Annotated in this window: 24 protein-coding genes; 16 read left to right on the top strand and 8 right to left on the bottom strand. The window is 48.5% G+C overall.

The genetic code is table 11. The features are described 5' to 3' along the window. Positions 1–49: 49 nt before the first annotated feature. The 4 genes from KIU71_RS14330 to KIU71_RS14315 all read right to left on the bottom strand — a co-directional run bounded on the left by KIU71_RS14330 (position 50) and on the right by KIU71_RS14315 (position 5,414). Entirely contained in the window at positions 50–346 is a 297-nt protein-coding gene (locus KIU71_RS14330) for a hypothetical protein (protein ID WP_214131981.1), read from the bottom strand. 10 nt (positions 347–356) lie between these two features. Then, positions 357–542, bottom strand: coding sequence for a hypothetical protein (locus KIU71_RS14325; RefSeq protein ID WP_214131980.1), 186 nt, complete (start codon positions 540–542; stop codon positions 357–359). Positions 543–920: 378 nt separating this feature from the next. Then, positions 921–3,101, bottom strand: coding sequence for a catalase/peroxidase HPI (katG, locus tag KIU71_RS14320; protein WP_390881898.1), 2,181 nt, complete (start codon positions 3,099–3,101; stop codon positions 921–923). A gap of 201 nt (positions 3,102–3,302) precedes the next feature. Then, positions 3,303–5,414 carry a TonB-dependent receptor gene (locus KIU71_RS14315; protein WP_250207523.1) on the bottom strand — a complete coding sequence of 704 codons (2,112 nt, stop codon included), beginning with the start codon at positions 5,412–5,414 and terminating at the stop codon, positions 3,303–3,305. A gap of 91 nt (positions 5,415–5,505) precedes the next feature. Here KIU71_RS14315 and KIU71_RS14310 point away from each other — a divergent pair, with 91 nt between their 5' ends. Continuing rightward, positions 5,506–5,976 carry a BlaI/MecI/CopY family transcriptional regulator gene (locus KIU71_RS14310; protein WP_214131978.1) on the top strand — a complete coding sequence of 157 codons (471 nt, stop codon included), beginning with the start codon at positions 5,506–5,508 and terminating at the stop codon, positions 5,974–5,976. 2 nt (positions 5,977–5,978) lie between these two features. Then, the gene (locus tag KIU71_RS14305; protein WP_214131977.1) at positions 5,979–6,848 is read left to right on the top strand and encodes a hypothetical protein; all 870 of its coding nucleotides are present in this window, start codon (positions 5,979–5,981) and stop codon (positions 6,846–6,848) included. A gap of 41 nt (positions 6,849–6,889) precedes the next feature. Here KIU71_RS14305 and KIU71_RS14300 read toward each other — a convergent pair whose 3' ends face one another. Together KIU71_RS14300 and KIU71_RS14295 are read right to left on the bottom strand one after the other, a co-directional pair. Then, entirely contained in the window at positions 6,890–7,135 is a 246-nt protein-coding gene (locus KIU71_RS14300) for an EF-hand domain-containing protein (RefSeq protein ID WP_214131976.1), read from the bottom strand. A gap of 386 nt (positions 7,136–7,521) precedes the next feature. Then, a complete protein-coding gene (locus tag KIU71_RS14295) occupies positions 7,522–9,789 on the bottom strand; it encodes a TonB-dependent receptor (RefSeq protein WP_214131975.1) in 2,268 nt (755 codons plus the stop codon). A gap of 175 nt (positions 9,790–9,964) precedes the next feature. Between KIU71_RS14295 and KIU71_RS14290 the strand changes: the two genes are divergently transcribed. From KIU71_RS14290 to KIU71_RS14250, 9 genes are all read left to right on the top strand, one after another. Next, complete coding sequence (locus KIU71_RS14290; RefSeq protein WP_214131974.1) at positions 9,965–11,002, top strand: LacI family DNA-binding transcriptional regulator; 1,038 nt, start codon at positions 9,965–9,967, stop codon at positions 11,000–11,002. 110 nt (positions 11,003–11,112) lie between these two features. Next, positions 11,113–12,369, top strand: coding sequence for an MFS transporter (locus KIU71_RS14285; protein WP_214131973.1), 1,257 nt, complete (start codon positions 11,113–11,115; stop codon positions 12,367–12,369). 32 nt (positions 12,370–12,401) lie between these two features. Next, positions 12,402–13,910 (top strand): trehalase family glycosidase, encoded by a 1,509-nt coding sequence (locus tag KIU71_RS14280; protein ID WP_250207522.1) that lies wholly within the window; start codon positions 12,402–12,404, stop codon positions 13,908–13,910. 85 nt (positions 13,911–13,995) lie between these two features. Beyond that, on the top strand, positions 13,996–14,613 hold the full coding sequence (locus KIU71_RS14275; protein ID WP_214131971.1) for a trimeric intracellular cation channel family protein: 618 nt from the start codon (positions 13,996–13,998) through the stop codon (positions 14,611–14,613). 166 nt (positions 14,614–14,779) lie between these two features. Beyond that, positions 14,780–14,989: a twin-arginine translocase TatA/TatE family subunit gene (gene tatA, locus KIU71_RS14270; protein WP_214131970.1), complete on the top strand. Its 210-nt coding sequence runs from the start codon at positions 14,780–14,782 to the stop codon at positions 14,987–14,989. 21 nt (positions 14,990–15,010) lie between these two features. Beyond that, positions 15,011–15,373, top strand: a complete 363-nt coding sequence (locus KIU71_RS14265; protein WP_214131969.1) for a Sec-independent protein translocase subunit TatA/TatB — start codon at positions 15,011–15,013, stop codon at positions 15,371–15,373. Next, positions 15,366–16,151 carry a twin-arginine translocase subunit TatC gene (tatC, locus tag KIU71_RS14260; protein WP_214131968.1) on the top strand — a complete coding sequence of 262 codons (786 nt, stop codon included), beginning with the start codon at positions 15,366–15,368 and terminating at the stop codon, positions 16,149–16,151. The genes KIU71_RS14265 and tatC overlap by 8 nt, the downstream gene beginning before the upstream one ends. 152 nt (positions 16,152–16,303) lie before the next feature. Further along, positions 16,304–17,776: an alkaline phosphatase PhoX gene (locus tag KIU71_RS14255; RefSeq protein ID WP_214131967.1), complete on the top strand. Its 1,473-nt coding sequence runs from the start codon at positions 16,304–16,306 to the stop codon at positions 17,774–17,776. A gap of 62 nt (positions 17,777–17,838) precedes the next feature. Beyond that, positions 17,839–18,411, top strand: coding sequence for a PEP-CTERM sorting domain-containing protein (locus tag KIU71_RS14250; RefSeq protein WP_214131966.1), 573 nt, complete (start codon positions 17,839–17,841; stop codon positions 18,409–18,411). Between the two features lie 75 nt (positions 18,412–18,486). On the opposite strand, the gene KIU71_RS14245 is transcribed toward KIU71_RS14250, so the two are convergent. Then, positions 18,487–19,212, bottom strand: a complete 726-nt coding sequence (locus KIU71_RS14245; RefSeq protein WP_214131965.1) for a DUF1028 domain-containing protein — start codon at positions 19,210–19,212, stop codon at positions 18,487–18,489. A gap of 135 nt (positions 19,213–19,347) precedes the next feature. Beyond that, positions 19,348–19,722: a DUF1622 domain-containing protein gene (locus KIU71_RS14240; protein WP_214131964.1), complete on the bottom strand. Its 375-nt coding sequence runs from the start codon at positions 19,720–19,722 to the stop codon at positions 19,348–19,350. A 361-nt stretch (positions 19,723–20,083) separates the two neighbouring features. Between KIU71_RS14240 and KIU71_RS14235 the strand changes: the two genes are divergently transcribed. From KIU71_RS14235 to KIU71_RS14215, 5 genes are all read left to right on the top strand, one after another. Next, the gene (locus KIU71_RS14235) at positions 20,084–20,488 is read left to right on the top strand and encodes a MerC domain-containing protein (protein ID WP_214131963.1); all 405 of its coding nucleotides are present in this window, start codon (positions 20,084–20,086) and stop codon (positions 20,486–20,488) included. 42 nt (positions 20,489–20,530) lie between these two features. Continuing rightward, on the top strand, positions 20,531–21,733 hold the full coding sequence (gene zigA / locus KIU71_RS14230) for a zinc metallochaperone GTPase ZigA (RefSeq protein ID WP_214131962.1): 1,203 nt from the start codon (positions 20,531–20,533) through the stop codon (positions 21,731–21,733). A 144-nt stretch (positions 21,734–21,877) separates the two neighbouring features. Continuing rightward, positions 21,878–22,393, top strand: coding sequence for a phosphoribosyl-AMP cyclohydrolase (locus KIU71_RS14225; RefSeq protein WP_214131961.1), 516 nt, complete (start codon positions 21,878–21,880; stop codon positions 22,391–22,393). Positions 22,394–22,515: 122 nt separating this feature from the next. Continuing rightward, entirely contained in the window at positions 22,516–24,696 is a 2,181-nt protein-coding gene (locus KIU71_RS14220; protein WP_250207521.1) for a M3 family metallopeptidase, read from the top strand. A gap of 270 nt (positions 24,697–24,966) precedes the next feature. Further along, on the top strand, positions 24,967–25,488 hold the full coding sequence (locus KIU71_RS14215; RefSeq protein WP_214131960.1) for a DUF421 domain-containing protein: 522 nt from the start codon (positions 24,967–24,969) through the stop codon (positions 25,486–25,488). Positions 25,489–25,499: the final 11 nt, after the last annotated feature.

Raw genomic sequence — 25,499 nt, 5'->3', positions numbered from 1 at the left:
CAATGTAGTTTGACGCAAAGGCGAACATTCGCGCGTTAATGAGTGATAACTACAGTTTGGAGATAGGTGGTGCGCGAATGCGCTCGTTGCCGTTAGAAAAACGATGCCAGAAACCCTCTGGCGCTCTTAGCGCAACATTATTAATGTTGTGACTAGCTTGAGTCGCAGAATAATCAACGTACCCGTCTACGTCAGACGCGTCGCTTTCCGCTGTGGAGTCAGCGCTAGTCAGCGCCAGACTCAAGTCATAATTACCCTTTTCAAAGCTGTCATCAAAGGAACTCGTTCCGGCGCTACACGCCGCAGCATTGATTAAACACGAAAGAATTAGCAGCCGGAAAAACACAACGTATCCTTTAGCGGTGAGTAGACGCCGATGCATCACAGCCTTCGCTGTCGCAACGCGCTTCCTGTTGTTGGATCTTTTCCAGTTTCTTTAATTTCATGATCCGCGCACCAAATATGCGCTCGACATTTTTACGGCCTAAATAGGCAACGGGCGAATAAGGGTAGCGCTTTTTAAATAACTTCGATAATTTCATAAGCCTCCCGAATAGCGGACATTAAGCACTGAGCAACGGAAATCAGGAAAGTAATTGCCTGTGACGCTACACCAGTGGTAATGCGTCGACAATATGACGTACCACGAATGTGCGGGGTACTCAGTGTGACTGGTTAACAACGTGCGTTTAACACGCGTTTTTGTATAGCACTCTTTTTGTATTCCGTACTCTTAGTATAGTCCCATCCCGCGAAATATAAAGGGTTAATTAAAACAACAAATTTTAATCGTCACGAAAACAGGTCATTCTCGACGTCATCAATACAAGTGCTGGCGGTTTGAAGAACACAGCACCGACTGAGCATTGCAAGGCCGCATGCTCAGTCGGCGCTCAATAGTTGATTACATACCGTATTGATTAGAATCGGTCAGCATTCATCACCTTAACCCATGCACTAACGAAGTCTTTGACAAACTTCTCGTGGGCATCATCAGCGGCGTACACTTCGGCAATAGCGCGCAACTGGCTGTTGGATGCAAATACCAAGTCAACTCGGCTTGCCTGCCATTTGGGTTGACTGTCACCACGTTGACTACCTACGAAATGCCCTTCTTGCTCTGAGTCCAGCGACCATACGGTGTCGACGTCGGTAATATGGATGCAAAAGTCAGGCGTTAACGTTCCCACCTGATCAGTGAGAACGCCTATGGGTGAGCCCTCATAGTTAGCGTCCAACACCCGCATGCCTGCCACTAAAACCGTCATTTCTGGCGCGCTGAGCCCAAGCAATTGCGCTTTATCTAACAAAAACTCCTCTGCCGGCATGGTGTACTCTTTTGCCGCATAATTTCTAAAGCCATCGACTTTCGGTTCGAGTAAAGCGAACGATTCTGGATCGGTATGCTCTTCTGATGCATCGACACGTCCAGGAGTGAATGGGACTTCAAGGACCACACCGGCTTTTTCAGCAGCGCGCTGCACACCGATGTTACCGCCCAGAACAATCAGATCAGCCATCGATACCTGAATACCTTCCTGCGCGATGCCCTTTTGAATATCCTCGAACACAGCCAACACTTTGGACAATTGCTCCGGTTGATTGACAGGCCAGTCTTTTTGAGGTGCTAACCGAATTCGTGCGCCATTAGCCCCACCACGATAATCAGAGCCACGGAATGTCGCAGCAGATGACCACGCGGTATAGACAAGTTCTCGATCGCTCAGGCGAGAAGCACCAATGGCTACTGCCAGTTTCTCAATATCACTGTTACTTAGCGTGTTATCAGCACTGGGCAGCGGATCTTGCCAAATCAAATCTTCATCAGGTACGTCGCTTCCCAGATAGCGCGATTTCGGCCCCATGTCACGATGCATCAACTTAAACCATGCCCGTGAGAATGCATCAGCAAACTCTTCCGGATGCGCATGAAAATGTTCAGAAATTTTGCGGTATTCCGGATCCATTTTCATCGCCATGTCGGCCGTAGTCATCATGATGTCGACCTTCGTATTGCTATCCTCAGCGTCGGGGGCGTGATCTTCGTCCGCCAAATCAACGGCCTGCCACTGTTTGGCGCCTCCCGGCCCGGTGACCAATTCCCATTCATAACCCAATAACACATCAAAGTAACTCATGTCCCACTGGGTAGGTGTGGGTGTCCAAGCACCTTCAATACCGCTGGTAATGGTATCGCGCCCCTTGCCGCTTCTATGGCTGCTTTGCCAGCCCAACCCTGCTTGTTCAATCGGCGCAGCTTCCGGTGCTGGCCCAACATGGTGCTCAGGGGCTGCGCCATGCGCCTTACCGAAGGTATGACCACCCGCCGTTAGCGCGACCGTTTCATAATCATTCATGCCCATTCGCTTAAACGTTTCACGGATGTCTCGCGCGGACCCCAAAGGATCAGGCTCCCCATCGGGGCCTTCGGGATTAACGTATATCAACCCCATTTGTACCGCCGCCAACGGCTGCTCTAACTCGCGATCACCGGAATAGCGCTTGTTGCCAAGCCATTTATCTTCTGCCCCCCAGTAAACATCTTCTTCAGGTGCATAGATATCGGCTCTGCCACCGCCAAAGCCAAAGGTTTTTAAACCCATTGAATCGAGTGCGACGTTTCCCGTCAGCACGAAAAGATCGGCCCACGACAATGCGGCACCGTATTTGCGCTTAATGGGCCATAAAAGACGACGGGCCTTGTCCAGGTTGCCGTTGTCAGGCCAACTGTTAAGCGGTGCAAAACGCTGATTGCCGGTATTAGCTCCACCTCGGCCGTCTGCTTCGCGGTAGGTTCCTGCTGCGTGCCACGCCATGCGGATCATAAATGGTCCATAGTGCCCATAATCGGCAGGCCACCATGGCTGTGAATCCGTTAACATGTCAGCGATATCTTGCTTGACAGCGTCTAGGTCAAGCCCTTTGAACGCTTCAGCATAGTCAAACGCTTCACCCATTGGATCAGCGGATACAGGGTGCTGGTGTAAAATGCCGATATTGAGTTGATTCGGCCACCAATCGATGTTCCGCGTGCCACGGTTGCCAGCTGTCGTATTCGCACCGTGCATAAAAGGACAACCGCTTGATTTCTGTTCTGACATCATATTTCCTTACTGTTGAGACGCTTCTTGGAGGTTACGTCTAGGATTTTACATGAGGATAGGTAAAGAACTGGCGAAACGAAAATGAAGATAACCAATCTGTTTAATTGATTAAATAGATTAGAAACGCCGCATTAATCGCCAACGCTAGAGCGCGTTGATAACGATTAATACGGCGCGGCTCATTGGTTACGCGCGTACTTAGAATCGATAACTCACAGAGGCTCTTAGACTGCGCGGCTCCAATATGTGGTAGTGCTGGTCTTCGACGCCAATAGCCTCACCCGGGAGCCGGCTTTCGTAGAAGTAATCAATATCATGATCCTGACTATCGAATGCGTTCAGCAGCTCCAGAGAGACGGTGACTTGTTCGAACGTATAACCCACTTTAGCATTAACCAGCGTCGTCCGATCCGACGTTTCCCTACCATCTTCTACTAGCGGGCGCTCGCCAAAATGGCGTAGGCGAACGCTACCAAACCAACTGTCGCTTTCGTAGTTTACGCCCGCTTGCACGACTTGCTCAATCGCGCCGGGAATGTGATTTTCGCCTGACGGCAAGTCGGAAAACTGTGCGTCAGTATAAGCATATTCCAAGTCCACAGCCCATTGTGAAGTGATGGCGTAGTAGGCTGTTAACTCGATACCACGGCGCTCAGACTCGCCACTGGCCTCGGTGTTACCAGCATCTCCAACAAACAGCAATTCGCTGTCTACATCCAGTGCCCACAATGCAGCTGATAAGTGCATGTGCTGTGACAGCTCTGCTCGCACACCAACCTCATACCCTAGTGAATCCACAAGAGGGTCAACCGGCTGCACAGCGTCGCCAGACGCAGGATCGACTTGTTGTATTGTTCCGCGTGCATCATTTGAATGAAAGCCCTGACCAATAGAAGCGTAGGTTTCAACCGCGTCACTGAACTGATAAATCAGACTCGCTTTTAACGACACATTGCTATCGCTCTCCTCGCCACGATTGGCACTCAAATCTACACCATTAACGTTGGTGTCGATTAAACTGCGCACGTCAAAGTCGTAGCGGTCGACGCGAGCACCGATGACAGTGCGTAACGACGGTGTCCAAAACGCCTGATTTTCAACATACAACCCAGCACTGCGCTCCATTACTGAGTCGCTGCGGATCGCGCCTCGGCGCAGACGTTGTTGCGTTGCATGTAAGCCAACTTCGTCAATATTATCCACCTGCAGTTGCACACCTACGGTCGTTATTGCATCAATGCTACCCAGAGGAGTTGCCATTCGCTTCTCGGCGAAGCCGCCATACGTCGTGCGATCATCCACTTGCTCAAACTGGTCACCGGCTGTGGGATTTTCCAGAAAATAGGTAAAATTAGACCACAGGTTCAAATCATAACTTATCCAATAAGCCCCGAGTGTAATGTCGTTACTACGCCAAATAGTATTCACGCTGTATCGACTGCTTTCTCCACCCGTGGTGGTATCTATTGAACCAAACTCGTCGATTAAACCGCTCTGCACTGCGCGCAGTGGAATTTGGTCAGCACTGTTCCATTGGTTGTCATAGCCCATTACGCTGACACTTAACTTACCGCCTAACAACGGCGTTGAATATTTAACAAACGCATTGGTTTTATCGACGTCTTCATTGATATCGGTCCATGGGCCACTGTAAGTTTGACGTTCAAGTGCATAATTCAGCGTTCCATCAGACAACTCTGCGCCCTGTGTAATAACACCGCGACGATACCCAAACTCACCCACGGTTAGTGACAGCGTTGGATCAGAAACCGCGCTGGTTGTATTAAACCACGCACTACCTGAACCGCTGAAATCGCCGACATCACTGTAGTAAGCGCCTTTGCGATATTCGAGAGAACCAATCGTTTCGGGAATGATGAAGTTCAAATCTGTGTAGCCTTGGCCATGGCCATGCGTTCTTAGGTTGACGGGCATGCCATCAATCCAGGTTGCAAAGTCAGTGCCGTGGTCTAAATTAAACCCACGCAGAAAATACTGGTTTGCTTTGCCCGATCCACTGTGTTGCGTGACTGCCATGCCTGGCACAAGCTCTAAAATATCACCTGTGCGTAGCATAGGACGAGCCGCAATGTCTGCTTGTCCTGCATACCCTTGGGAAGTAGAAATGGCTTCGCCGATTAAATGAGTTTGCCGCCCTTTTACACTGATCGACTCAATTTCTGCCTGAGAAGCAACATGATCAAGGGTTGGATGAGCAAAGACCATGCTGCTCATTAAAGCGGTAGAAACCGCGCTCGCTACGCTAATATGGCAAGACTTTGTCAATATCCCTCTTTTTTTCGTGTTCATAAGCTATCCTTTGTGTGTGAGTGCATCTGATCAAACAAGTTGATCGTTATTTAAATACACATACTTAACACCGATAAGGCCTCGTTTTTCCATGACAAATAATGCAAAGAAAAGCGCACAATGGCTTGCACAAGCCCCATCAGCATCGCCAGCTCCGACCTTGGGAAAACGAGAAATAGAGGTAATGGAGCTGTTTTGGTCTCAAGGTAGCGCATTGCATACCGCCACCGATATCCTTCAGGAATTGAATCAACACGCAGGCGCCGCCGATGACACGATCACGCTGAATACGGTGCAAAGCACTTTGGAGCGGTTAAGCCGCAAAGCGTTGCTTAAGCGAACAAAGCAAGGCCGTGCTTACGCATATCAAACGGTACAATCAAAACATACGGTCATCAGCCGCCTTATTGCAGAGATCAGTGAGGAAATCAGTGACGATGATCCTAATGTCATGCTCGGCGGTTTCATTGAATTCTTGGAAACTCGCCACCCAAAATGGACGATGCCCTTAACGCTATTAGAAGGTATGAGTAAACTTGCACGTAAAACCGTGGGCAATTAAACGTGCAGCAGTTATTTCTAGCGTTGCTCGCCACCGCGATTTTATTTATCACAGCCAGCTACGTTAGCAGTGTCATTTTTGTTGCAACCAAAACCCGCTTGTCTGCCGCCTCGCCTGCTGCGCGATGTTTGTGGCTGTTAGGGTTAAGTTTAACGCCGGTCATCATTACGGTGATTTCGGCAGTGTCATTAGTGTTCCCCGAACAGGTGAATTTGTTTTCACACATCACGCACTGTCACGGTGAATCCTGCAGCCCGCACGTACCCGCTGAATTAGCTCACAGCGCTTGGGGAACGGCGATGGTAGTCACACTGTTGGCTGCTACAGCAGTGCCTTTTTTGCTTATCAACGGCTATGTATATCGTACCGAAAAGCGACTTGCCACGCTGAGCGCATTATCGAGCGATAAAAATAAGTCTCCCCAGTTCAGATGGCCGTATTCGGTTTTGGAACACAGCACACCAACGGTTTTCTCCGCCGGTTGGCTACGCCCCAGAATTTTCGTATCTACGGCGGCGTTATCGCAGTTTGATAGCGCCGAGTTAACCAAAAAATTAGCTTACGAGCACGCCAGTATGGTGTATCACGATCGTGAACAAAAACGTGCCATTCATGAATTAAGCCGTGCGTGGCCATCTATGGCAAGGCAGAGATTGAAACGTGTATTCGCTGAAGCTGTGCATGAGCGTCAGCGTCATGCTGCGAAGCGATTGCTTCAACAAACTGGAAACGACGCTGGGCAAGATGGTTTGTCATCAAAAGTACCAACGCAGAGCACCCAGTATGTGATAATTGCTTTGCTCGCGATTTACACATGGGCAATGAGTGTCACGCTGACAAGTGCGCTTCACTGGTTTGTTGAGGGAATGTAGTGCCGTCCTTGGCGAGAGATTAGCGTTGGGGAAGGTCTAGCTTAGTTATCCAAATCGGCGGCATTGAATTCGGCGTAACTTACACTGCCATCGCCATTGGTATCAATTTGGTCAAAGTTGCTGGCGAGTGTAGTGTGCACTCGAGCTTCTTCCATGGATATGTAATTGTTGTTGTCGGTATCAAGCGTGTCAAAAAGTTCGCCCATGGCGTTTGCCGAAAACGTGGTACCCACAGAAAGCGCTGCGGCTGAAAAAACAATAGATAGCTGTTTCAGTGAATTTTTCATAATAAGTTCCTCACGGTTATTCAAGGTTTGGACCCTCATTGTGATGAGTCACTTATCGTAATACACATGCTGTGCCATTAACGTTTTATCTAATTAAATCAAAGAGTTGAAAACTATTTGCGCGCAACAGTCTGCCTAATCTGTCGGTCGTTGCCGACAATCTCGCTGTGTAAACTTTACAATGGCATTAAGCTATTGAATTTCAACAATTTATGAGCAATTTTGGTGTGGTAGATTGACTACATAATGGCGCAGAGCCAGAGTCTACTGGTGATGTGATGTGCATCAAACAGTTCAAACAAGACTGTGATTTTTACACAGCGCAATGGACGGCATAAGAAGCGCCGCTACCTTGGAATAAGTGGCAGCGGCACAGGCAGTTTTCTTTAAAACTGGTAGGCAACGCTAAAGGTTGCGGTACGGGGCAAAATAAAACGGCCATTGGGTGAATTGACACTACGAGGGTCGCCCTCAGTCAGCGCATCTTCGTCAGTCACGTTTTGCACTGCGACTTCGAAGCTAAACCCTTCGTAAGCGTACATGATCACACCCACATCCAGCTTTTCATACCCCTCTAGAACGACCGAGTTTGCATTGTCAGAGAATCGATCATCAACCATCGACAGTGTGCCATACACGGTGCCGTAGTAATCGCCGAGATCAAAGTCATAGCTAGGTGTCACGCGAATTTGCCAGCCAGGCTGACGCTGCGCTTCGTTACCCTGATTGTCGGGGCTCTGTGTGATCTCGGTCTCTTGCAACGTAGCGTTTAGCGTGACAGAGAAACCGTTGTCAGCATAGTATGCGCCGTCCAACTCTATCCCGTAAGCTTCGTTGGTCAACACCTGAACTGGGGCTCCGGGTTGGGTTTGGAACGTATCACCTTCCACCTCGTTGTAAAAACCCGTGGCATAAAGGCTAAAATTGGCTCGCGCTAATTTATAACCCAACTCGAACTGAGTCACATCAACGATCAAGTCTTCGCCCGCCTGAAAACGACCAAAGTTATCGCGTAAGTCGTCAAAATAAGGCATTTTGCTGCCTTCGCTGTATCGAGCAAAAACGCCCATGTCTTTTTCGAACTGCCAGTTTGCACCTGCGGTGAAAGCGACATCCGATTCATCATACTGAACCGCTTTAGTGATTACGCCATCGAGACCTTCGTCGACGGTATATTCGATTTCGTGATCTTCACTGCGCACACCAATATCGGCTGTCACGGTGTCTGTTAACTCATACTTTAACGCAGCGTACAACGCGGATGTAGTGCCGTCGCCGGTAGAGTTAATATCGTAGTTCCACGCACAACTGTCTTGATTGTCATTACAGTCGATACCCGTAAGATTCTCGCCTCCACTGGCGATCACATGATAGGAATGGTTGCCCAGTGCCCACCAGTCGTTGGAAGAAAAGTTTGCGCGGTAGTAGCCCAGAGTCGCTTCATAGCGATCGCCAGTTTTGGTCAACGCAAGATCATTGGTAAATGACTCTATGTCTTTGAGCACGACCCAACGACCAATTTGCTGAACCAACGTATCGCCTGCATACACATTACCCGTCACAGCACCCTGTGCATTAGTGCCATTGTCTGCCACGCTGGAGAGCGCAACGGGATCGCCATTGGGCACCAATCCAAAGGTATTGGCTTCACCAGACGTGTAGGCAAACCGATCAACGAATGACCAGCCCTGCCCCAGATCAAGCTCTACGCTGCCTCCTGACACCGCACCATCCCACCCTCGACCGCGACCAAAATCAAACGCCTGACTTTCACCGTCTGGACCAAATTGAACCGTTGCCTGGCGATTTAACGTGCCGATTTGGGTATACGTATTGTCAACGCCCTCTACCAGCGGTGTCGGCAAATACCACGTGCCGTGGTCATCGGTCACGCGAGAAAAAAGGTTGATCTTGCCGTTGTCGAGCTCTTTCGTAAGGTTGACGGTAAACTGGTGGCCTTTTTCCGATGTAAATCCAGCATCGCGGATACCGGGGCTCTGCTGAATATAGCCGCCCACCATAAAATACAGATCTTCAGCGACTTCACCACTTAATACGCCGTCTACCCGTTGCAAATCGTAATCTGAGGTTGTGTATTTAAATGACCCTTCGGTCACTTCGCTACCTTCTTTCAGGATGAAGTTAGTGGTAAGCCCCGGCTGACCATTCGACACGACCGAGTTAGGACCACCACGAAGCCCCTCCATAAACTGAATCGTTTCATCGATTCGAAACAGCGTGGAATTCTCCAAAAACGAAATGGTTGGGGGTGGGAATACCGGAACGCCCTGTAATTGTAACGTTAGAAAGGGCGCGTCGCCTCCTCCCGGAAAACCACGCACAAAGACATTGGCGCCAGATACGCCGCCTGAACTTTCAGACCAGACGCCAGGAATAGCGCGAAACAATTCGGCTGTGCTTTTCGGGGCGAGTCGTTTGATGTCTTCTTCGCCCAGTGAGGTTGTCGCGTAACTGGATTCTACTTTGCGCTGTGCTTTACCACTGGCCGTTCCTGTGACAACAATCTGTTCAAACAAATCGTCTGCGGGTTCATCGCCCGTATTTGTTTCCTGCGCCGTTACCGTTGACGAAAGACTAAAAGCCGTTGCGACAGAAATGGCAAGTACGCTTTTGGTTAAAGGAGTTTTTGTCATGAGTGTTCACCTAGTTGGGAGTCCTGATGTAAACTTTATGTAAAAATGTAATCGTTTGCAATTTATTTTTGCAATCGATTACATTTGATTAACTCTGCGCCGTGGAAAGTTGATGTTAGTTGCTGAAAAGTCATCCGATTCACGCTATATTAATCAATGACATAAGGTGCAGATTGTGAATATATCAAAAAAATTAACACTGGCCGATTTGGCCAAGCTCGCGAACGTATCCACCGCCACGGTATCCCGCGCGCTGAATAATAATCCCCTGATCAAACAGCAGACGCGTGAACGAATTAATGCATTAGCAAAGGAACATAACTTCAGTCTGAATGCGGCAGCCAGCCGATTACGCACTCAAAAAACCAATGTGGTGGCAGTGATCCTCAACATCATTGACGAAACTGAGCAAAGCATTACTGACCCTTTCTTGCTCAAGGTTGTCGGCGATCTCAATAAAGCATTGAATCAGGCTGGCTTCGAATTACTCTTGTCGAACTCGGCGATGGCCCGAGATGATTGGGCGCGCTACTTTATTGATGGACGGCGCGCCGATGGCATCATTGTGGTAGGGCAGGCAAAGAACGACGCCAAGGTGCGCCAAACCGCTGCGCGACACGTGCCCCTCGTGGTATGGGGCGATCCACACTCAAGCGCTGGGTATGTCATCGTCGGCAGTAACAACCAGTTAGGCGGTTTTACCGCCACGCATCATTTGCTCAATAGTGGCTGCCAGAAGGTGCTTTTTCTGGGTGATCCCGAACATGCTGAAATGTCTGAACGTTACCGAGGCTATCGCCAGGCTATCGCTGAGGCGAAGCTGGAGTATGATGAAACACTGACACTGTCCATTGACATCACCAGCACCGCCGCCTACGAAGCCATCAGTGCGCACATTATTAGCCGAGGTCTTACCTTTGATGGCATTTTCGCATGCAGTGACATGGTGGCTCTAGGTGCAATGAAAGCGCTTAAAGAACGCTATATCAATATACCTAACGAGGTTGCCATCATTGGATTTGACGACATAGCGCTGGCAGAGTTAATGCACCCCGCGTTGTCGACAATCAAACAAGACACTGCGGCCGCGGCTGAACATATTGTTGCCCAATTGTTGGCGCAATTAAACGGTGATGCAGCAGAATCGGTCATGATGGACGTTAAACTTATACCGCGCATGTCGACACGCCAACCACCGACTGAATATCGCTGAAACTAATTTAAAAGCAGTCTGCACCATAGCGAATCACAAATGCAATCGTTTGCAATTATTCTTAATTATGCCTACACTCTCGGCATAAAAACCGTCTGAGCCCACCATTTATGTCTCGATACCTCATCATTTTTGCGATTGCAGCCTGCTATTTTGTGTTTGCTATTCTGCTCAATAGTGTGGGCACAGTGATTTTACAATCAATTAACTCATTTGATATCACTAAGACCGATGCGGGGTTGTTAGAAGGGTTCAAGGATTTATCAATCGCCATAGTGTCTTTTCTGGTCGCTTCGTTTGTGCCGCGAATTGGCTATCGATTTGCGCTTGCGGGTGCATTGCTATTGGTCACCGTAGTTTGTTTTATCACCCCCGGTATCGCCGAATTTTGGGCGTTTAAGTTACAGTTCGCCGCGATTGGCAGTGCTTTTGCTTTCGTTAAAATTTCGGTGTATTCCGTTATTGGCCAACTGTCGCCGACCGTCAAAAGCCATTCCTCACTGATGAACTTTATCGAGGGGCTATTTATGGTGGGGGTGTTGAGTGGGTACTGGGTATTTAGCGCCTTCATCGATCCACTCCAACCCACGTCGCTGGGCTGGTTAGCGGTATACTACTGGTTGGCAGGTTTGCTTTTAGTTACCACGCTCATTGTGCTTGCTGCCCCCATCGCTAAACCACCACAGCAACTGCCAAAGCCTGTGGTGCGTGAGTTTGTCGATATGTTGCAGTTGACCTATCAACCCCTGGAGCTTATTTTTGTGATTTCCATCTTCATGTACGTTTTGATTGAACAAGGCATTGGCACATGGTTACCCACCTTCAATAGTCAGGTACTGTTTCTGCCTGCTGACGTTAGTGTGCAGCTAACCAGTTTGTTTGCCGCGATGATTGCCTTGGGTAGACTCAGCGCAGGCGTGATACTGCGAGTTGTCGACTGGTTTACGTTTTTAGTTGTTTGTCTTATTGGTATTGGTGCAGTACTGCTTATCTCGTTGTCTATGACCAATAACGTACCCAACGAGCAAGTCACTACTTTGATGCAAGCACCGTTAGCCGCATTCTTGATGCCTGTAGTCGGGTTAATGATGGCGCCTATCTATCCCGTCCTAAACTCTATTATTCTGAGCGCATTGACGGTATCGAAGCAGCCGCAGATGACAGGACTCATTGTTGTTTTCTCTGCATTAGGGGGCACAACGGGTTCATTAATTACCGGAAAACTGTTCGACACGTTCGGCGGTCAGCATGCGTTCTATCTGATTTTAATACCAATTACATTGTTACTCATTTGTTTAGTGCTGTTTAGGCGTGCAAATCATCGCGTGGCTCAGCATGCAGCGGCTCAAGAACACGGCGTAAAATAACAATGAGCAGACGTAATGAACACGATGAGTGCATGCGATTTTTTAACAGCTCGCTCTTTCACGACGTGCAGACCAGTAACGTGTTTGCGGACAGTAAGACATTTGCTGACGCAATACCGACGCACAGTTTCACGTATGCCGCTAATGCCTACTTGAGTGAAAAACACCTGCAAGATTTTGATTTGCAGCAGTTCGTGCAAACGCAGTTCAGCTTTGCCCCTGTCGGTGAGGTATTGGGTACTCCCAAACCACAATCACTGACTGACTATATTGAGCAACAGTGGTCATTGCTCGCCAGAGCTGCCGATGTTGAGAAAAATACGACGCTTATTCCACTCAGTCACCCTTATATTGTGCCCGGAGGTCGATTCAGAGAGATCTACTATTGGGATAGTTATTTCACCAGCCTCGGGCTGGTGTTGAGTGACAAAATGCCGCTGGTACAATCGATGATGGAAAATTTCATTGAGTTACAACAGCATATCGGACTCATCCCCAACGGCAATCGCTACTACTACGCGACGCGCACCCAGCCGCCAATATTATCGTTATTGCTTCAGCTCATCATTGATACCAGCGATGACGTTAAAGTGAGTCAAAATGACGCGTTTTTCATGCGCAGTCTGAAGGCTATCGAAACTGAATATCGTTTGTGGATGGACGGTGCAGACCAGCTTTGTAGCCATGGCGATAGCCACCGGCGAGTGATCAACGTGCAGGGCTTCACACTCAACCGGTATTGGGATGATGCCGACGGCCCGCGGCCTGAGTCATACCGTGAAGATATTGCGTTGGCGGCAAAAGTCCCTGACGGGGAAAAAGCTGCATTTTACCGGCATTTGCGCGCGGCCTGCGAATCTGGATGGGATTTCAGCTCACGTTGGCTACGCGATCCCACTGACTTTAGCTCAATTCACACAACAGATGTCATCCCTGTTGATTTAAACGCCCTGCTTTACTTAGTAGAGCGGCATCTGGCTGGCTTTCACCAGCGATTGGGTCACTGCCGCGAGTATCGTCGCTACACCGCGCTTGCAGACGACCGACAAGTGGCGATAAACACACTGATGTGGTGTGAACAGCATCAGCTGTATTTTGATTTTGATACGTCACAAGAGATCCGCTCATCCACATGGTCACTTGCCGCTACTGTTCCGCTGTTTGCTGGGCTATGCAGTCATCAGCAAGCACGTCAGATAGAACAAAATTTGCGCACGCACTTTTTAACTTCCGGCGGGTTGATCACAACCTTAAACGACACAGAGCAACAATGGGATTCTCCGAATGGCTGGGCCCCACTACACTATTTCGCTGCCCAAGGGCTTGCACGCTACGGCCTAACCGCTACCGCCACACACATAAAGACAGCTTGGCTTAGCACAGTAAATACCCAATTCGACCGTCACCAGAAAGTTTTTGAAAAATACAATGTCGTCACTCCTTCTGCGCTTGCGAGCGGCGGAGAGTATGATGTACAAGAAGGATTTGGTTGGACAAACGGCGTTACCCTTCAATTTGCTCACGACTTGAGCCTGTTCTAGCACCGCTGCCGTATTACCCAGCCTTTACGTTCAAATCTGGCGCGCTGAATGATAGCATGCGTTTTTCTCACCATGAGTTGGCCTCGTGATCACGCTGTTGTTTCTCTTCAATATTGCCGCTACCATCGCGTTTGCTGTGTCAGGCGCCCTCGTTGCAGCCCGCCATCGGCTCGATTGGATTGGTTTTGTATTTATGGCCTGTATCACAGGCATCGGTGGTGGAACGCTACGCGACACCATTCTTAACGTCCCGGTGTTCTGGCTGGATGATTATCACACCATTTTAGTCTGCAGCGCGTCAGCTATCCTGACGTACTTTGCGGCAAAACATATCTCGCGGCGCTCTAAACCGCTACTGTGGGCTGATGCACTGGGGATGGCCTTATTTACGGCGCTGGGCGCGCAAAAAGCCATGGCACTGGGCATGAATATCCCCGTGGCAACCATTATGGGTGTGTTTAGTGCCTGTCTTGGCGGAATCATTCGGGATGTGATCGTGAATGATGTCCCCGTTGTATTCCAACGAGAGATTTACATCACGGCTTCGCTATCTGGAGCCCTCACCTACTGCTTACTGCATACTTATCTGCCATTGAACGAAAGTGTTGCCTTAGTGGCTGGAGGCTCCGTTGCATTTACCGTGCGTGCGCTGGCAATCACGCAAAATCTGACTATGCCAGCCCATCAAGGGCTGGATGACTAGGCCTAATTTTTACGGCTATATCACCTGGTTCGGATAAAATATTCCGTTAGAGAGCAGTCAGCGATTGTGGCGTAATCGCGTTGACTTATTTAGTTCTTTTTTTGTTCATGAAAGTGTCATTCTGCTGCGCTAGCGTGTAGCTCTATTCATATTGAAGGAGTTACCCATGGGACTCAGCGTTTGGCAAATCGCGCTTGTCGCACTGATTTTTATTCTGTTATTTGGCAGAGGTAAAATTCCTGCCTTGATGACCGATTTGGCTTCAGGCATCAAAAATTTCAAGCATGGGATTAAAGATGACGCTGAGCCGTCTTCTTCACCCCCTAACAACCTAGACGCCAACATAACGGCAGAAAAATCGAAGCAAGATAACTAAAGCCTAAGATGAGGCGACTGTATGTTTGATATCAGTTGGTTGGAGCTGGGCTTTTGCGCAGCCTTCGCGTTGATCGTTATTGGGCCAAAAGATTTACCGGTCGTGTTTCGCTGGGTAGCCAACGTGATCCGCGCAGCGAAAAAAATGATGAATGAGGTTAAAGGCAGCGTCACTCAGCTTGAGCGCGAAATTGGCTTAAGCGAAGGTAATCACAAAGCCGACGCTGCATTTGACCAATACCTGCCAGACGAAGTGCGTCAACACTTACCCAAAGACTTCATTCCCGGCAGTTTATCGCCAGACTACCATCATCAGCGTCGTCTCTCGCAATCGCGTAGAGACGAGCAGCCCGATACGCCTAAAGCCGAGGCCCCCAGTGAATAGTCCTGAAACGGAAGTGAAGACTCCCCTACTCACACACCTGCTTGAGTTGCGTAAACGGCTCATGCTGTGTTTACTCTTTTTTGCGATTGCGTTTGGTATCTCCTACTATTTCGTCGAAGCGGTTTATGCCTTTTTACAGCAACCGTTGCTGCAAGCCTTCCAGGGCGACAGTGAGCGGCGGATGATTTACACCGGCCTGCATGAAGCATTTTTCACCTATCTCAAACTTTCTTTTTTCAGTGCGCTTTTTTTCACCTTGCCGCTGGTGTTAAACCAAATATGGAAATTTATTGCACCGGGGTTGTATCGCCATGAGCAAGGCCACTTTCTGCCTTTATTCATCTTAACGCCGGTGCTGTTTTTTTGCGGCGCGGCGCTGGCGTTTTACTTTGTGATGCCGATGGCGTGGGAGTTCTTTGTAGGCTTTGAAACGCGTCACTCTGAGCAAGCCATTGCGGTTCAGCTTGAAGCGCGTGTTAGTGAGTATTTGTCACTCGTGATCCAGTTAATTTTGGCCTTCGGACTGTGTTTTGAGTTACCTGTTGCATTATGGGTGGCAGCGAAGGCTGGTTTACTTTCGCCAGACTCGCTCAGTCGCTATCGGCGCCACGCCTATGTTGCCGTATTTCTGGTCGCCGCTTTTATGACCCCTCCCGATCTTATCTCTCAAATCGCGTTGGGCGTGCCGGTCATTTTACTCTATGAGTTTTCAATTCTTTTGATCCGCTGGAGTCAGCGTGAGCCTGCGCCTCAGCGCAACAATTCGCTTGTCAAATAAAATCACTAAATCTGTCATCTAACGATCACCATACTGTCAATTAAGTGACCGAAATTTGTCATCTGAGCACGCTACTGTGATCCGTGTCGGGTTGTTGTCAATCGAATGATTGAACCCTTTTTCGCGGTACAACAAACTCTTAAGGACCAACAATGAAAGCGTTACATGACTCAATACCAGATATCGATGCAACCGCTCTCCCGAACGAGCCAGCCAAATCGATTTTTTCAAGACGACAAGTACTGAAAGGTTCAGCAACGGTAGCGGCAAGCACGGCCTTTGTGGCATTAGCCAGCAAGGCAAACGCAGCGTCACTTCCTTATACTGATAGCTATGGGCCTCTATCACCCACGTTAGATAAAGCCACGGGTTTACCCCTTATTTCGCTGCCTGAAGGCTTCGAGTACACCAGCTTCGGTTGGACCGGGCAAATACAAAACGATCGCCTACCGACGCCAACGGATCATGATGGAATGGCGGTGGTCGCTGCGAAAGGTAATGTTGTTGCCATCGTGCGCAATCACGAGTGTTCCGAAGGCGAAGGGCCTAAATCTTCACCCAGAGGAAATCGTGGTGTGTATAACGACGTACAACACGGCGGTACTTCGACACTGTTATTCGACGTAGTCAAAGGCGAATTTTTATCCTCGTACAACAGCCTTGGTGGCACTATCAGAAACTGTGCAGGCGGCCCAACGCCGTGGGGAACCTGGATGTCGTGTGAAGAAACATTCCATGCGTGGAACCAAGGCCCTCAAGGATTTAATCACGGCTATGTGTTTGAAGTACCCGGGTTTGGCTTGTCGGATGGCGTTCCAATCCGCGAAATGGGTCGTTTCTCGCATGAAGCGGCTGCGGTCGATCCTGCCACGGGTTTTGTGTATGAAACTGAAGATGCCGGTTCATCAGCGTTTTACAAATTTGAGCCTGCTGGTGAATGGGGTGATCTGAAATCAGGCGGAACCCTTTACGCAATGGTGTTAGACAACACCAGTCGCGTTGATTTACGTCAGGGATTGGCGGTTGGCACAACGTGGGATGTTACCTGGCAAGAAGTGCCCGACCCCGATGCGATGAGCCAGCGCTGCTACGACCAAGCCACTGATGCTGCAATCGTTGAGCGCGGCGAAGGCTGCTGGTACGACGATGGCAAAGTATATTTTGTGTCTACCTCGGGCGGCGCCGCAAACCTGGGTCAGATTTTCTGCTATGACCCGCGTAAAGAACTCCTCACCATCGTTTATGAATCAACTGATGCCGCTGAAATGGATGGCCCAGACAACATTGCGATCAGCCCTCGTGGCAACATGTTGTTGTGCGAAGATGGGGGTTCAAATCCGAAGCGTTTGATTGGTTTGACTCAATCGGGCAATACCTTCCCGTTCTGCGAAAACAACATCAATCTGGATGCAGGTGATTTAGCGCTTATCGATTCGATTTACCCTGGCACACAAGCCAACTTCTGGGACAGAGTCGGTGAATCGACGGATGGTTCAAATCGACGCAGTTTCACCAGCCGCGAATGGGCAGGTGCTTGTTTTTATGGGCGCTGGTTGTTTGTAAACATTCAGTCACCAGGCGTTACCTTTGCGATTACTGGCCCGTGGGAAAATGGCGCGTTGTAAGTCGAGTTATCTCTTGTTGAATCACGCAGCGCCGTAGAAGGCGCTGCTTTTAAGGAATTGCTATGAAAAATTGTATTAAAATGAGTTTAGCGGCGTTAATGCTAACGGTATCGGGTATCGCAAACAGTGCGATCATTAGCGCTGATTTGGATACGACCTACACAGGTGACGTTTTTGGCGATAGTGGCTGGTTAGACGAGGACACGTTTAACGATGCGATCGATTTCTACGTTTTTGATATCCGCAACGCTGGTGAGTTAAGTATCGACGTCGTCTCAGATATTGCCTTTGGGGCGAGCTTGTATCTGGGCGAGATCACCGAAGAAGCGGGTATCGTGTTTGATAATGATGGTGACTTCTTTACTTTCTTTGAAGATTTGACCTACGTGGGTGGCTTGTCTGCGCTGTTGCCGGCGTTCGGCAATGATACGCTGTTGATCAATGTGATGATGCCTGGCATCTACACCTTGGCTGTGGGTGGCGCTGAAGGGCTTGGTTTACCGGGCGAATTTAGCTACTCATTGAGTGTCAGCAACGCTGTTGCTGCCGTACCTGAGCCACGTACCGTTTTTTTGATGGCTGCGTTTATTCTGGCTATGGGCGCATTGAGACGTCATCAGCAACTCAATCGGTAGGCCGAAGATTAAACCCGCTTTTTAGCGGGTTTAACTGTTCAACACGCTACTCAAACCAACGGTTGTACAACGTTTTCACTGACCTGACGTTGGCCCAGCATGTAACGCCTTCAGCTTCTCGCCAAGCAGCGATACAGCCGGCTTCCCGCCTTTAGCAAGTCCACGGATCGTGAGGCTAACAACCCCCTCAACGCTCGGGTCATACACCCATATAAAAGCCGAGCTCGCCGCTTGGCTGCCACAGCGCTTATCGCCACCCGCCTGTTCACCCGCTTTCAGCGCAGCCATTAATCGCGCGGAAAAATGCGCCTGACGGCCATTGAGAAAGGTTTCATAGGCATCTGAAATGACATCGGGGCTGACTAGCAAATTGCCCATTACAATGACGTCTTCCCCCACATGATGACCGCTGTAATCTTTAATTTGGTCACCTGAATTCACTAGAGGTTGAGCACCTTCTGCAAGACTAATAAGACCTATCTGCTGCTGTTCAGGCGAATACTTATCAACCCGCATTTCGTTTAAAATATGCGTCAGAGATTGATCGGTGTGCATCAGTTCAACGCCTTTCATGCGCGCAAAATAATTGCTCGCCGCCTGAACAACCACAGCGCCCTTGCCGGGTACGATAGACGCGATCCCCGATACATCGGACGTACACGACGCGCCCGCCACGCCCAATTCACCGGTTTGCTTATCCACAGCTAAAATAGACCAGGTGGCGTGCGTGGTAAATGAAAGAAGCATCGTTGCTGTTACGGCGACCCATTTTATGCAATTCACTACACCAGAAAATGTCATGTTTCACTCCCAGAGTTGAGGTACGTAGTGGGTTTGTCGTCACCCGCGATGCGAAGGTTTAAACCGAGCATAAAATAAACTTACCTAAGACTTACCGTCTTTATCGTTTCAGCAGCTTTTCACGCCATACGTTTGCTAAGACTGGGTGCTCTTTTTCACTGCGCTGTCGGACTGCCACGGCCATCGGCCGGTCAATTCCAAATCCAGCGTAAAGCTTAAGAATGTTCGGATCAGAACGATAATGGCAAGGACACCGACTGACTCAAACGACAATGTCACCGCGACTGTTTGAATGATGTCTGCTGCGACTAAAAATTCAAGCCCCAACAGAATGCCTCGGGCTAAGTGATGCCGAATTTGCATCAGTGCCTCAGTGCCAAGGTTTCGTTTAATCGTGATAACCGCCCCTTTTGCAATCGCACTGATCGCGGCAAGTACAATAATAAGAATCCCCAGCGATTCGATAAAAATCGCGCACATTTCAGCAATAGGTTTAATCATCTCCGTCATAAGCGGGTCCTCTCTCATACAGTTCATGGGCAAGCGGTCACTCAAACTCGCTCTAGTGTAAAATAACGAGAACCTCGTTAAAACCTACTGTGATTTGCCGGCGATGAAACTGCAGAAGCCGCTGTACACCGGTTCTTTTTGGAATAGACGGGCAACCTGATTCAACGACATCGCCTGCTAGTTGCGTTGTGTATTGGACGAACGTCAAAGCATCAGAGCGTGTTAATCGTTTCGGTACTGAAAAAAAGGGCTAAAATCTTTCAAATTCGTTGCTGACCTCACCACGCAATGATATGTTATACTATAACACTATTGAATTGGCTAACTTGAAACGTTGGCGTTAATCAACCAAAGGCTTTTTATGTTTCGGTCATGGCTAAATCTCGCGGATAAAGTCGCGGTAGGAATATCCGCACTCTGCGTTATTCACTGCCTTTTATTACCTGCTCTGTTGATCATATTACCTGCCATATCCAGTGTCGGCATTTTTGGCGATGAGCAGTTCAATTGGTGGTTGCTCGTCGCCGTAATCCCTATCAGCTTCGTCGCCATCCTTCTGGGCTTTAAGCATCATAAAGATTGGCATGTGGTTCGCCTTGTCTCAACGGGGATCATGATCCTCACGCTGACTGCATTGTTCGGACACGATGTGTTCGGTGAACAAGGGGAAGTTGTAGCATCAGTGATTGGCTCATTGCTCGTCGCTTACGGCCACCTAAGAAATTTCAAATTTCGCCGTATTCACACAAACTGCCAGGCCCGCTAATGAACATGTCTGAACAACAATGCCCACATCAAGGAGCCCTGAATGAAAAATAAACTGTCCGTAACAGTACTCTCTGGTTTTTTAGGTGCCGGAAAAACCACTGTTTTAAGTCATATTTTAAACAACCGCGAGGGCAAAAAAGTCGCGGTGATTGTTAACGATATGAGTGAAATTAATATCGATGCATCACGGATCAAGAACGAAGTGTCGCTCAGTCGCAGTGAAGAAAAATTAGTTGAAATGAGCAATGGATGTATCTGCTGCACACTCAGAGAGGACTTGCTGGTTGAAGTCAACAAGTTGGCCGCCGCTGGCAAATACGAATATTTAGTGATTGAGTCAACGGGTATATCTGAACCGCTACAGGTTGCTGAAACATTTACGTTCGCAGACGAAGACGGCATATCGTTGTCAGACGTTGCAACACTAGACACCATGGTCACGGTGGTAGACGCCGTCAACTTCATAAAGGACTACGACGAGGCGGTGTATTTGCAGGAAACGGGAGAACATCTTGGCGAAGACGATGAGCGAAGCGTCGCCGATTTGCTGATTGACCAAGTTGAATTTGCAGATGTCATTTTGATCAGTAAAACAGATTTAGTCGATAAAGAAGCCATAGAACGATTGACGGCCATTTTACGCAGTCAAAATACGTCGGCCAAGATTATTCCCATCATCAACGGAAAAATTCATCTAGACCAAGTACTCAACACCGGCCTATTTAATTTTGAAAAAGCCCAGCAGGCTCCGGGTTGGTTGAAAGAAATGCGCGGGGAACATGTGCCAGAAACCGAAGAATATGGTATCAGCAGTTTCAGCTATTCGGCACGACGTCCGTTTCATCCGCAAGCATTTTATGAGTTTTTACATGGCAGCAAAAATTACGGGAAACTGTTGCGCTCTAAAGGCTATTTTTGGCTAGCCACACGACCCGGGTGTGCCGGTCAGTGGAGTCAGGCTGGTGGGATTGCTCGGTATGGGTTTGGCGGCTTATTTTGGAAAGCCGTACCGGCAGAACAGTGGCCTACGGAGCGTGAATACCTCGATGCCATTGCTGCGCTATGGGAAGAGCCATTCGGCGACATGCGGCAAGAACTGGTTTTCATAGGCCAAGATCTCGACAAACAGGCCATGATTGACGCACTTGACGCCTGCCTGCTCAGCGACAGTGAAATGCTTCTGGGTAAGTCTCACTGGAAAACGCTGGCAGACCCCTTTCCAGCATGGGAACAAAGTGCATAACAAGCGGGGTCACCCTGCGGAAAATAATCGAATTAAATTGTGATTAAATCAGAAATATACGTTTTTAGCTGATGGAACGATTGGCGTTAACATTGTCTGAGTATCGTAACGCAACAGTAACCACAACCTAATGAAGGAATCTTTATGAACACATTGTATTCAACCAGTATCGGCCTTTTATCGCTCGCCACTGCCGCATCACTCTCAGCAGCCCCTATTACGGTGGCAGAAGTAGAGGCGGCGCAGAAAGCGTGGGGGGATGGCATTGTTAAAATTGGTCAAGCTAAGGATGCTAAAGCTGCTGCGGTAGCGCATATCGACAAATTTTACGCGTTCGATAGCGGAACCGTCTTGTTTAAACCAACATTGGCCTCGGTAGATCAGTTCCGTGGAACTGAAAAAGAGGCACTGTCTTATTTTATCGGTCAGGACATGAAGGAAGACAATGGTTTCGCGCTGGCCCCGTATACCAATGTAAGATGGGAAAATGAAGGGATAATCACTGACGGCGACTCAGCGATGTCGATGGGCAACTACTTTTTTACCAAAACAAACGGTGAAGAAGTGAAAGTTGAGTACAGCTTTGGGTATATGAAGGACGACGAAGGTAACGTCAAGATAAACCTTCATCATTCATCGTTACCTTATACACCCAACTAGTTTCACATCAAAACGAACTAAGGCCTGCTTCTCAACAGGCCTTTATTTTATGAGTTTGGCGGCAACTCACAATGAAAAGTAATCGTCAGTTCGCAGCAGTCAAAGTCACTATAGGAAATTTTATGAAAGGTTTTAAACGCTCAATGCCAGCCATCGCAGTGGCAGTCTCATTGTCATTGCTTGTGGCAGGATGCTCACGTATTGACGAACAGGGTTCACCGGAAAGCGCATCAACGCAAACCTCTGATGCAGAGAAATCCACCAGTACTCAGGCTAACCCGTTATTGCATGAGTGGGATACCCCCTTCGGCGTGCCTCCGTTCTCTGAAATAGAGAATAGCCATTTTCTTCCTGCTTTTGATGCTGCCATCCAAGAGCATCGCGAAGAGATCCAGCAAATTGCCAATGATGACAGTGTCCCTAATTTCGAGAATACTCTGGCGCAAATGGAATTATCAGGAGACAAACTCACCAAAGTGAGTCGCGTGTTTTTTAACCTAGCCAACACAGAATCAAACGATGAACTTCAACAGCTACAACGCACCCTATCGCCCAAACTCACTCGCCACAGTAACGCCATTCTGATGAATGAGGCCCTGTTTGCCAGAATAAAAACGGTATACGACAGCAGAAACTCAGCCGGATTAAATGCAGAACAAATACGATTGACCGAGCGCACGTACGGCGACTTTGTTCGGGCCGGTGCCAACCTTTCCGATGAGGATAAAGCAACCTTGTCAGAAATCAATGAATCGCTTTCCAGCTTAACGACCCAATTTGGCCAAAACGTATTAAACGATACAAAGGCATTCAGCTTAGTGCTGGGAGAGAATGATTTGGCGGGTCTTCCCCAGTCATTGATCAATGCTGCTGCGGCACAAGCAAATGCTCGTGAGCTTAAAGGCCAATATGTGATCACATTGCAACGTTCGAGTGTTGAACCTTTTCTCCAGTTCTCAGAGCGCCGCGATTTGCGTGAAAAAGCGTTTAAGGGCTGGGCAAACCGCGGAGACAACGATAATGAATTCGACAATAAAGCGATTGTTGAAGATATTGTTAAGTTAAGAGCAAAGCGCGCGCAGTTACTGGGCTACAAACACCACTCTGACTATGTGCTTTCAAATACCATGGCGGGAACGCCTTCTGCCGCGATGGATCTTCTGCTTAAGGTCTGGGAACCGGCCGTCGCCAAAGCGGAACAAGAGCAACAGTGGATTGAGGAACTTATGCAGGCTGACGGCGTGGAGTATGAGCTTATGCCTTGGGATTGGCGATTCTACGCGGAGAAAGTCAGGAAGCAACGGTTTAGCTTGGATCAGAGTGAGATCACACAATATTTTGATCTGGAAAACATGATCGACGCTCAGTTTTACGTGGCAGAACAATTGTTTGGCCTGACGTTTAAAGAGCGATTTGATATCCCACTCTATAATCCGGTGGTCAGAACCTGGGAAGTTCTCGACGCGAACGGCGATACCGTTGGCCTCTTTTTCGGCGATTACTACGCGCGCGATTCAAAGCGCTCTGGCGCTTGGATGAGTGCATTCAGAATGCAGCAAAAACTTGCCGGTGATGTCAAACCACTGATCCTCAATAACATGAATTTGAATAAACCGGCTAAGGGTGAGCCGACGTTGATGAGCTATGGTGACGCGGTAACGCTTTTTCATGAATTTGGTCATGCGCTGCACGGGTTATTGTCTAACGTGACCTATCCGACCTTATCCGGAACCAACACACCGCGTGACTGGGTTGAGTTTCCTGCACAAATTTACGAACACTTTATCGCGCAACCGCAGCTTCTGAAAAAGTTTGCCCGACACTATCAAACTGATGAACCCATGCCGGATGAGTTAATCCAGCGCATTAAAGATGCGAGTACGTTCAATCAGGGTTTCGCCACCGTCGAGTACACAGCGTCGGCGCTGGTAGACATGGCATACCATCAACTTACATCGGTTGATTCGCTAGATGTCAGGGCGTTTGAAGATAAGGTATTAACCGAATACGGTAAACCTGACGCCATCATCATGCGCCATCGCAGCACACACTTCGGGCACATATTTTCCGGCGGTTATTCATCTGCCTACTATGCCTACATGTGGTCAGAAATATTGGATGCCGATGGTTTTGACGCGTTCTTAGAGAAAAATGACATTTTCGATAAAGAAACATCACAGCGACTTTATGACTATGTATTCAGTACGGGCGATACTCTGAATTACCTAGATGCTTACGTGGGTTTCCGAGGCCGTCAGCCCTCTACAGACGCTTTGTTACGTAATCGTGGACTTGATGAGTAACTAGCAAGACGTTGGGTGTCTTATCTCGTCCTCTACTCTCCAAAAACACAAAACCCCGCAATAAGCGGGGTTCTCTATTTTGGCGGAGAGAGGGATTACTCCGGGCATCCTGCCCTTCGCCCTTCGGGCCGTGCTAAAGTATTTGTAAACACTGTAGGTGAGATAATATCAACGCAGCGCCACAAATATTAGAAAGATAGACATTTTCAAAAGAAAGCTAACAAGGATAGGATATCAGTATCTATTATCCGCTCGGGAGTCGCGCAGAACATGTTTTTGAACAATGAATTAGTAGATACCTTTTTGAAAGGCTTGTTATTAACCTCGTTCGCTATGGTTTGGGTGGTTATCTTAGTGCGAGTGAACGGCCTACGCTCATTCTCCAAAATGACTAACTTTGATTTTGTTATGACAGTTGCAATTGGGTCTTTGTTAGCAGGGGCGAGTCAGTCCAACTCATGGTTGGACTATTTTCAGACAATTCTGGCTATGGCCACTTTGTTTATTGTTCAATGCTCGGCTGCCAGACTTCGAAAGGCCTCTGATTCTATTGAATCGTTGATGCAAAATTCGCCGGTGCTACTAATGAAAGACGGTGAGATAATTCACTCGGCGTTAACCGAAACTCGTGTTGCACAAAGCGATCTAATCGCCAAATTACGGGAAGCGAATGTTCTGGCATTCTCTGATGTTCGCGCAGTAGTCCTTGAGACTACCGGGGATATTTCTGTGCTACATGGCTCTCACTGTGCAGAAGAGCTGTTAGATGGTGTAAGAACTACGACCACCTGAACTTAAATCGA

The sequence above is a fragment of the Alteromonas oceanisediminis genome, assembly GCF_018474025.1.
Taxonomy (GTDB): domain Bacteria; phylum Pseudomonadota; class Gammaproteobacteria; order Enterobacterales; family Alteromonadaceae; genus Alteromonas_E; species Alteromonas_E oceanisediminis.
The sequence above is the reverse complement of the archived record's forward strand: the minus strand, read 5'-3'. Positions and strand labels throughout refer to the sequence as shown.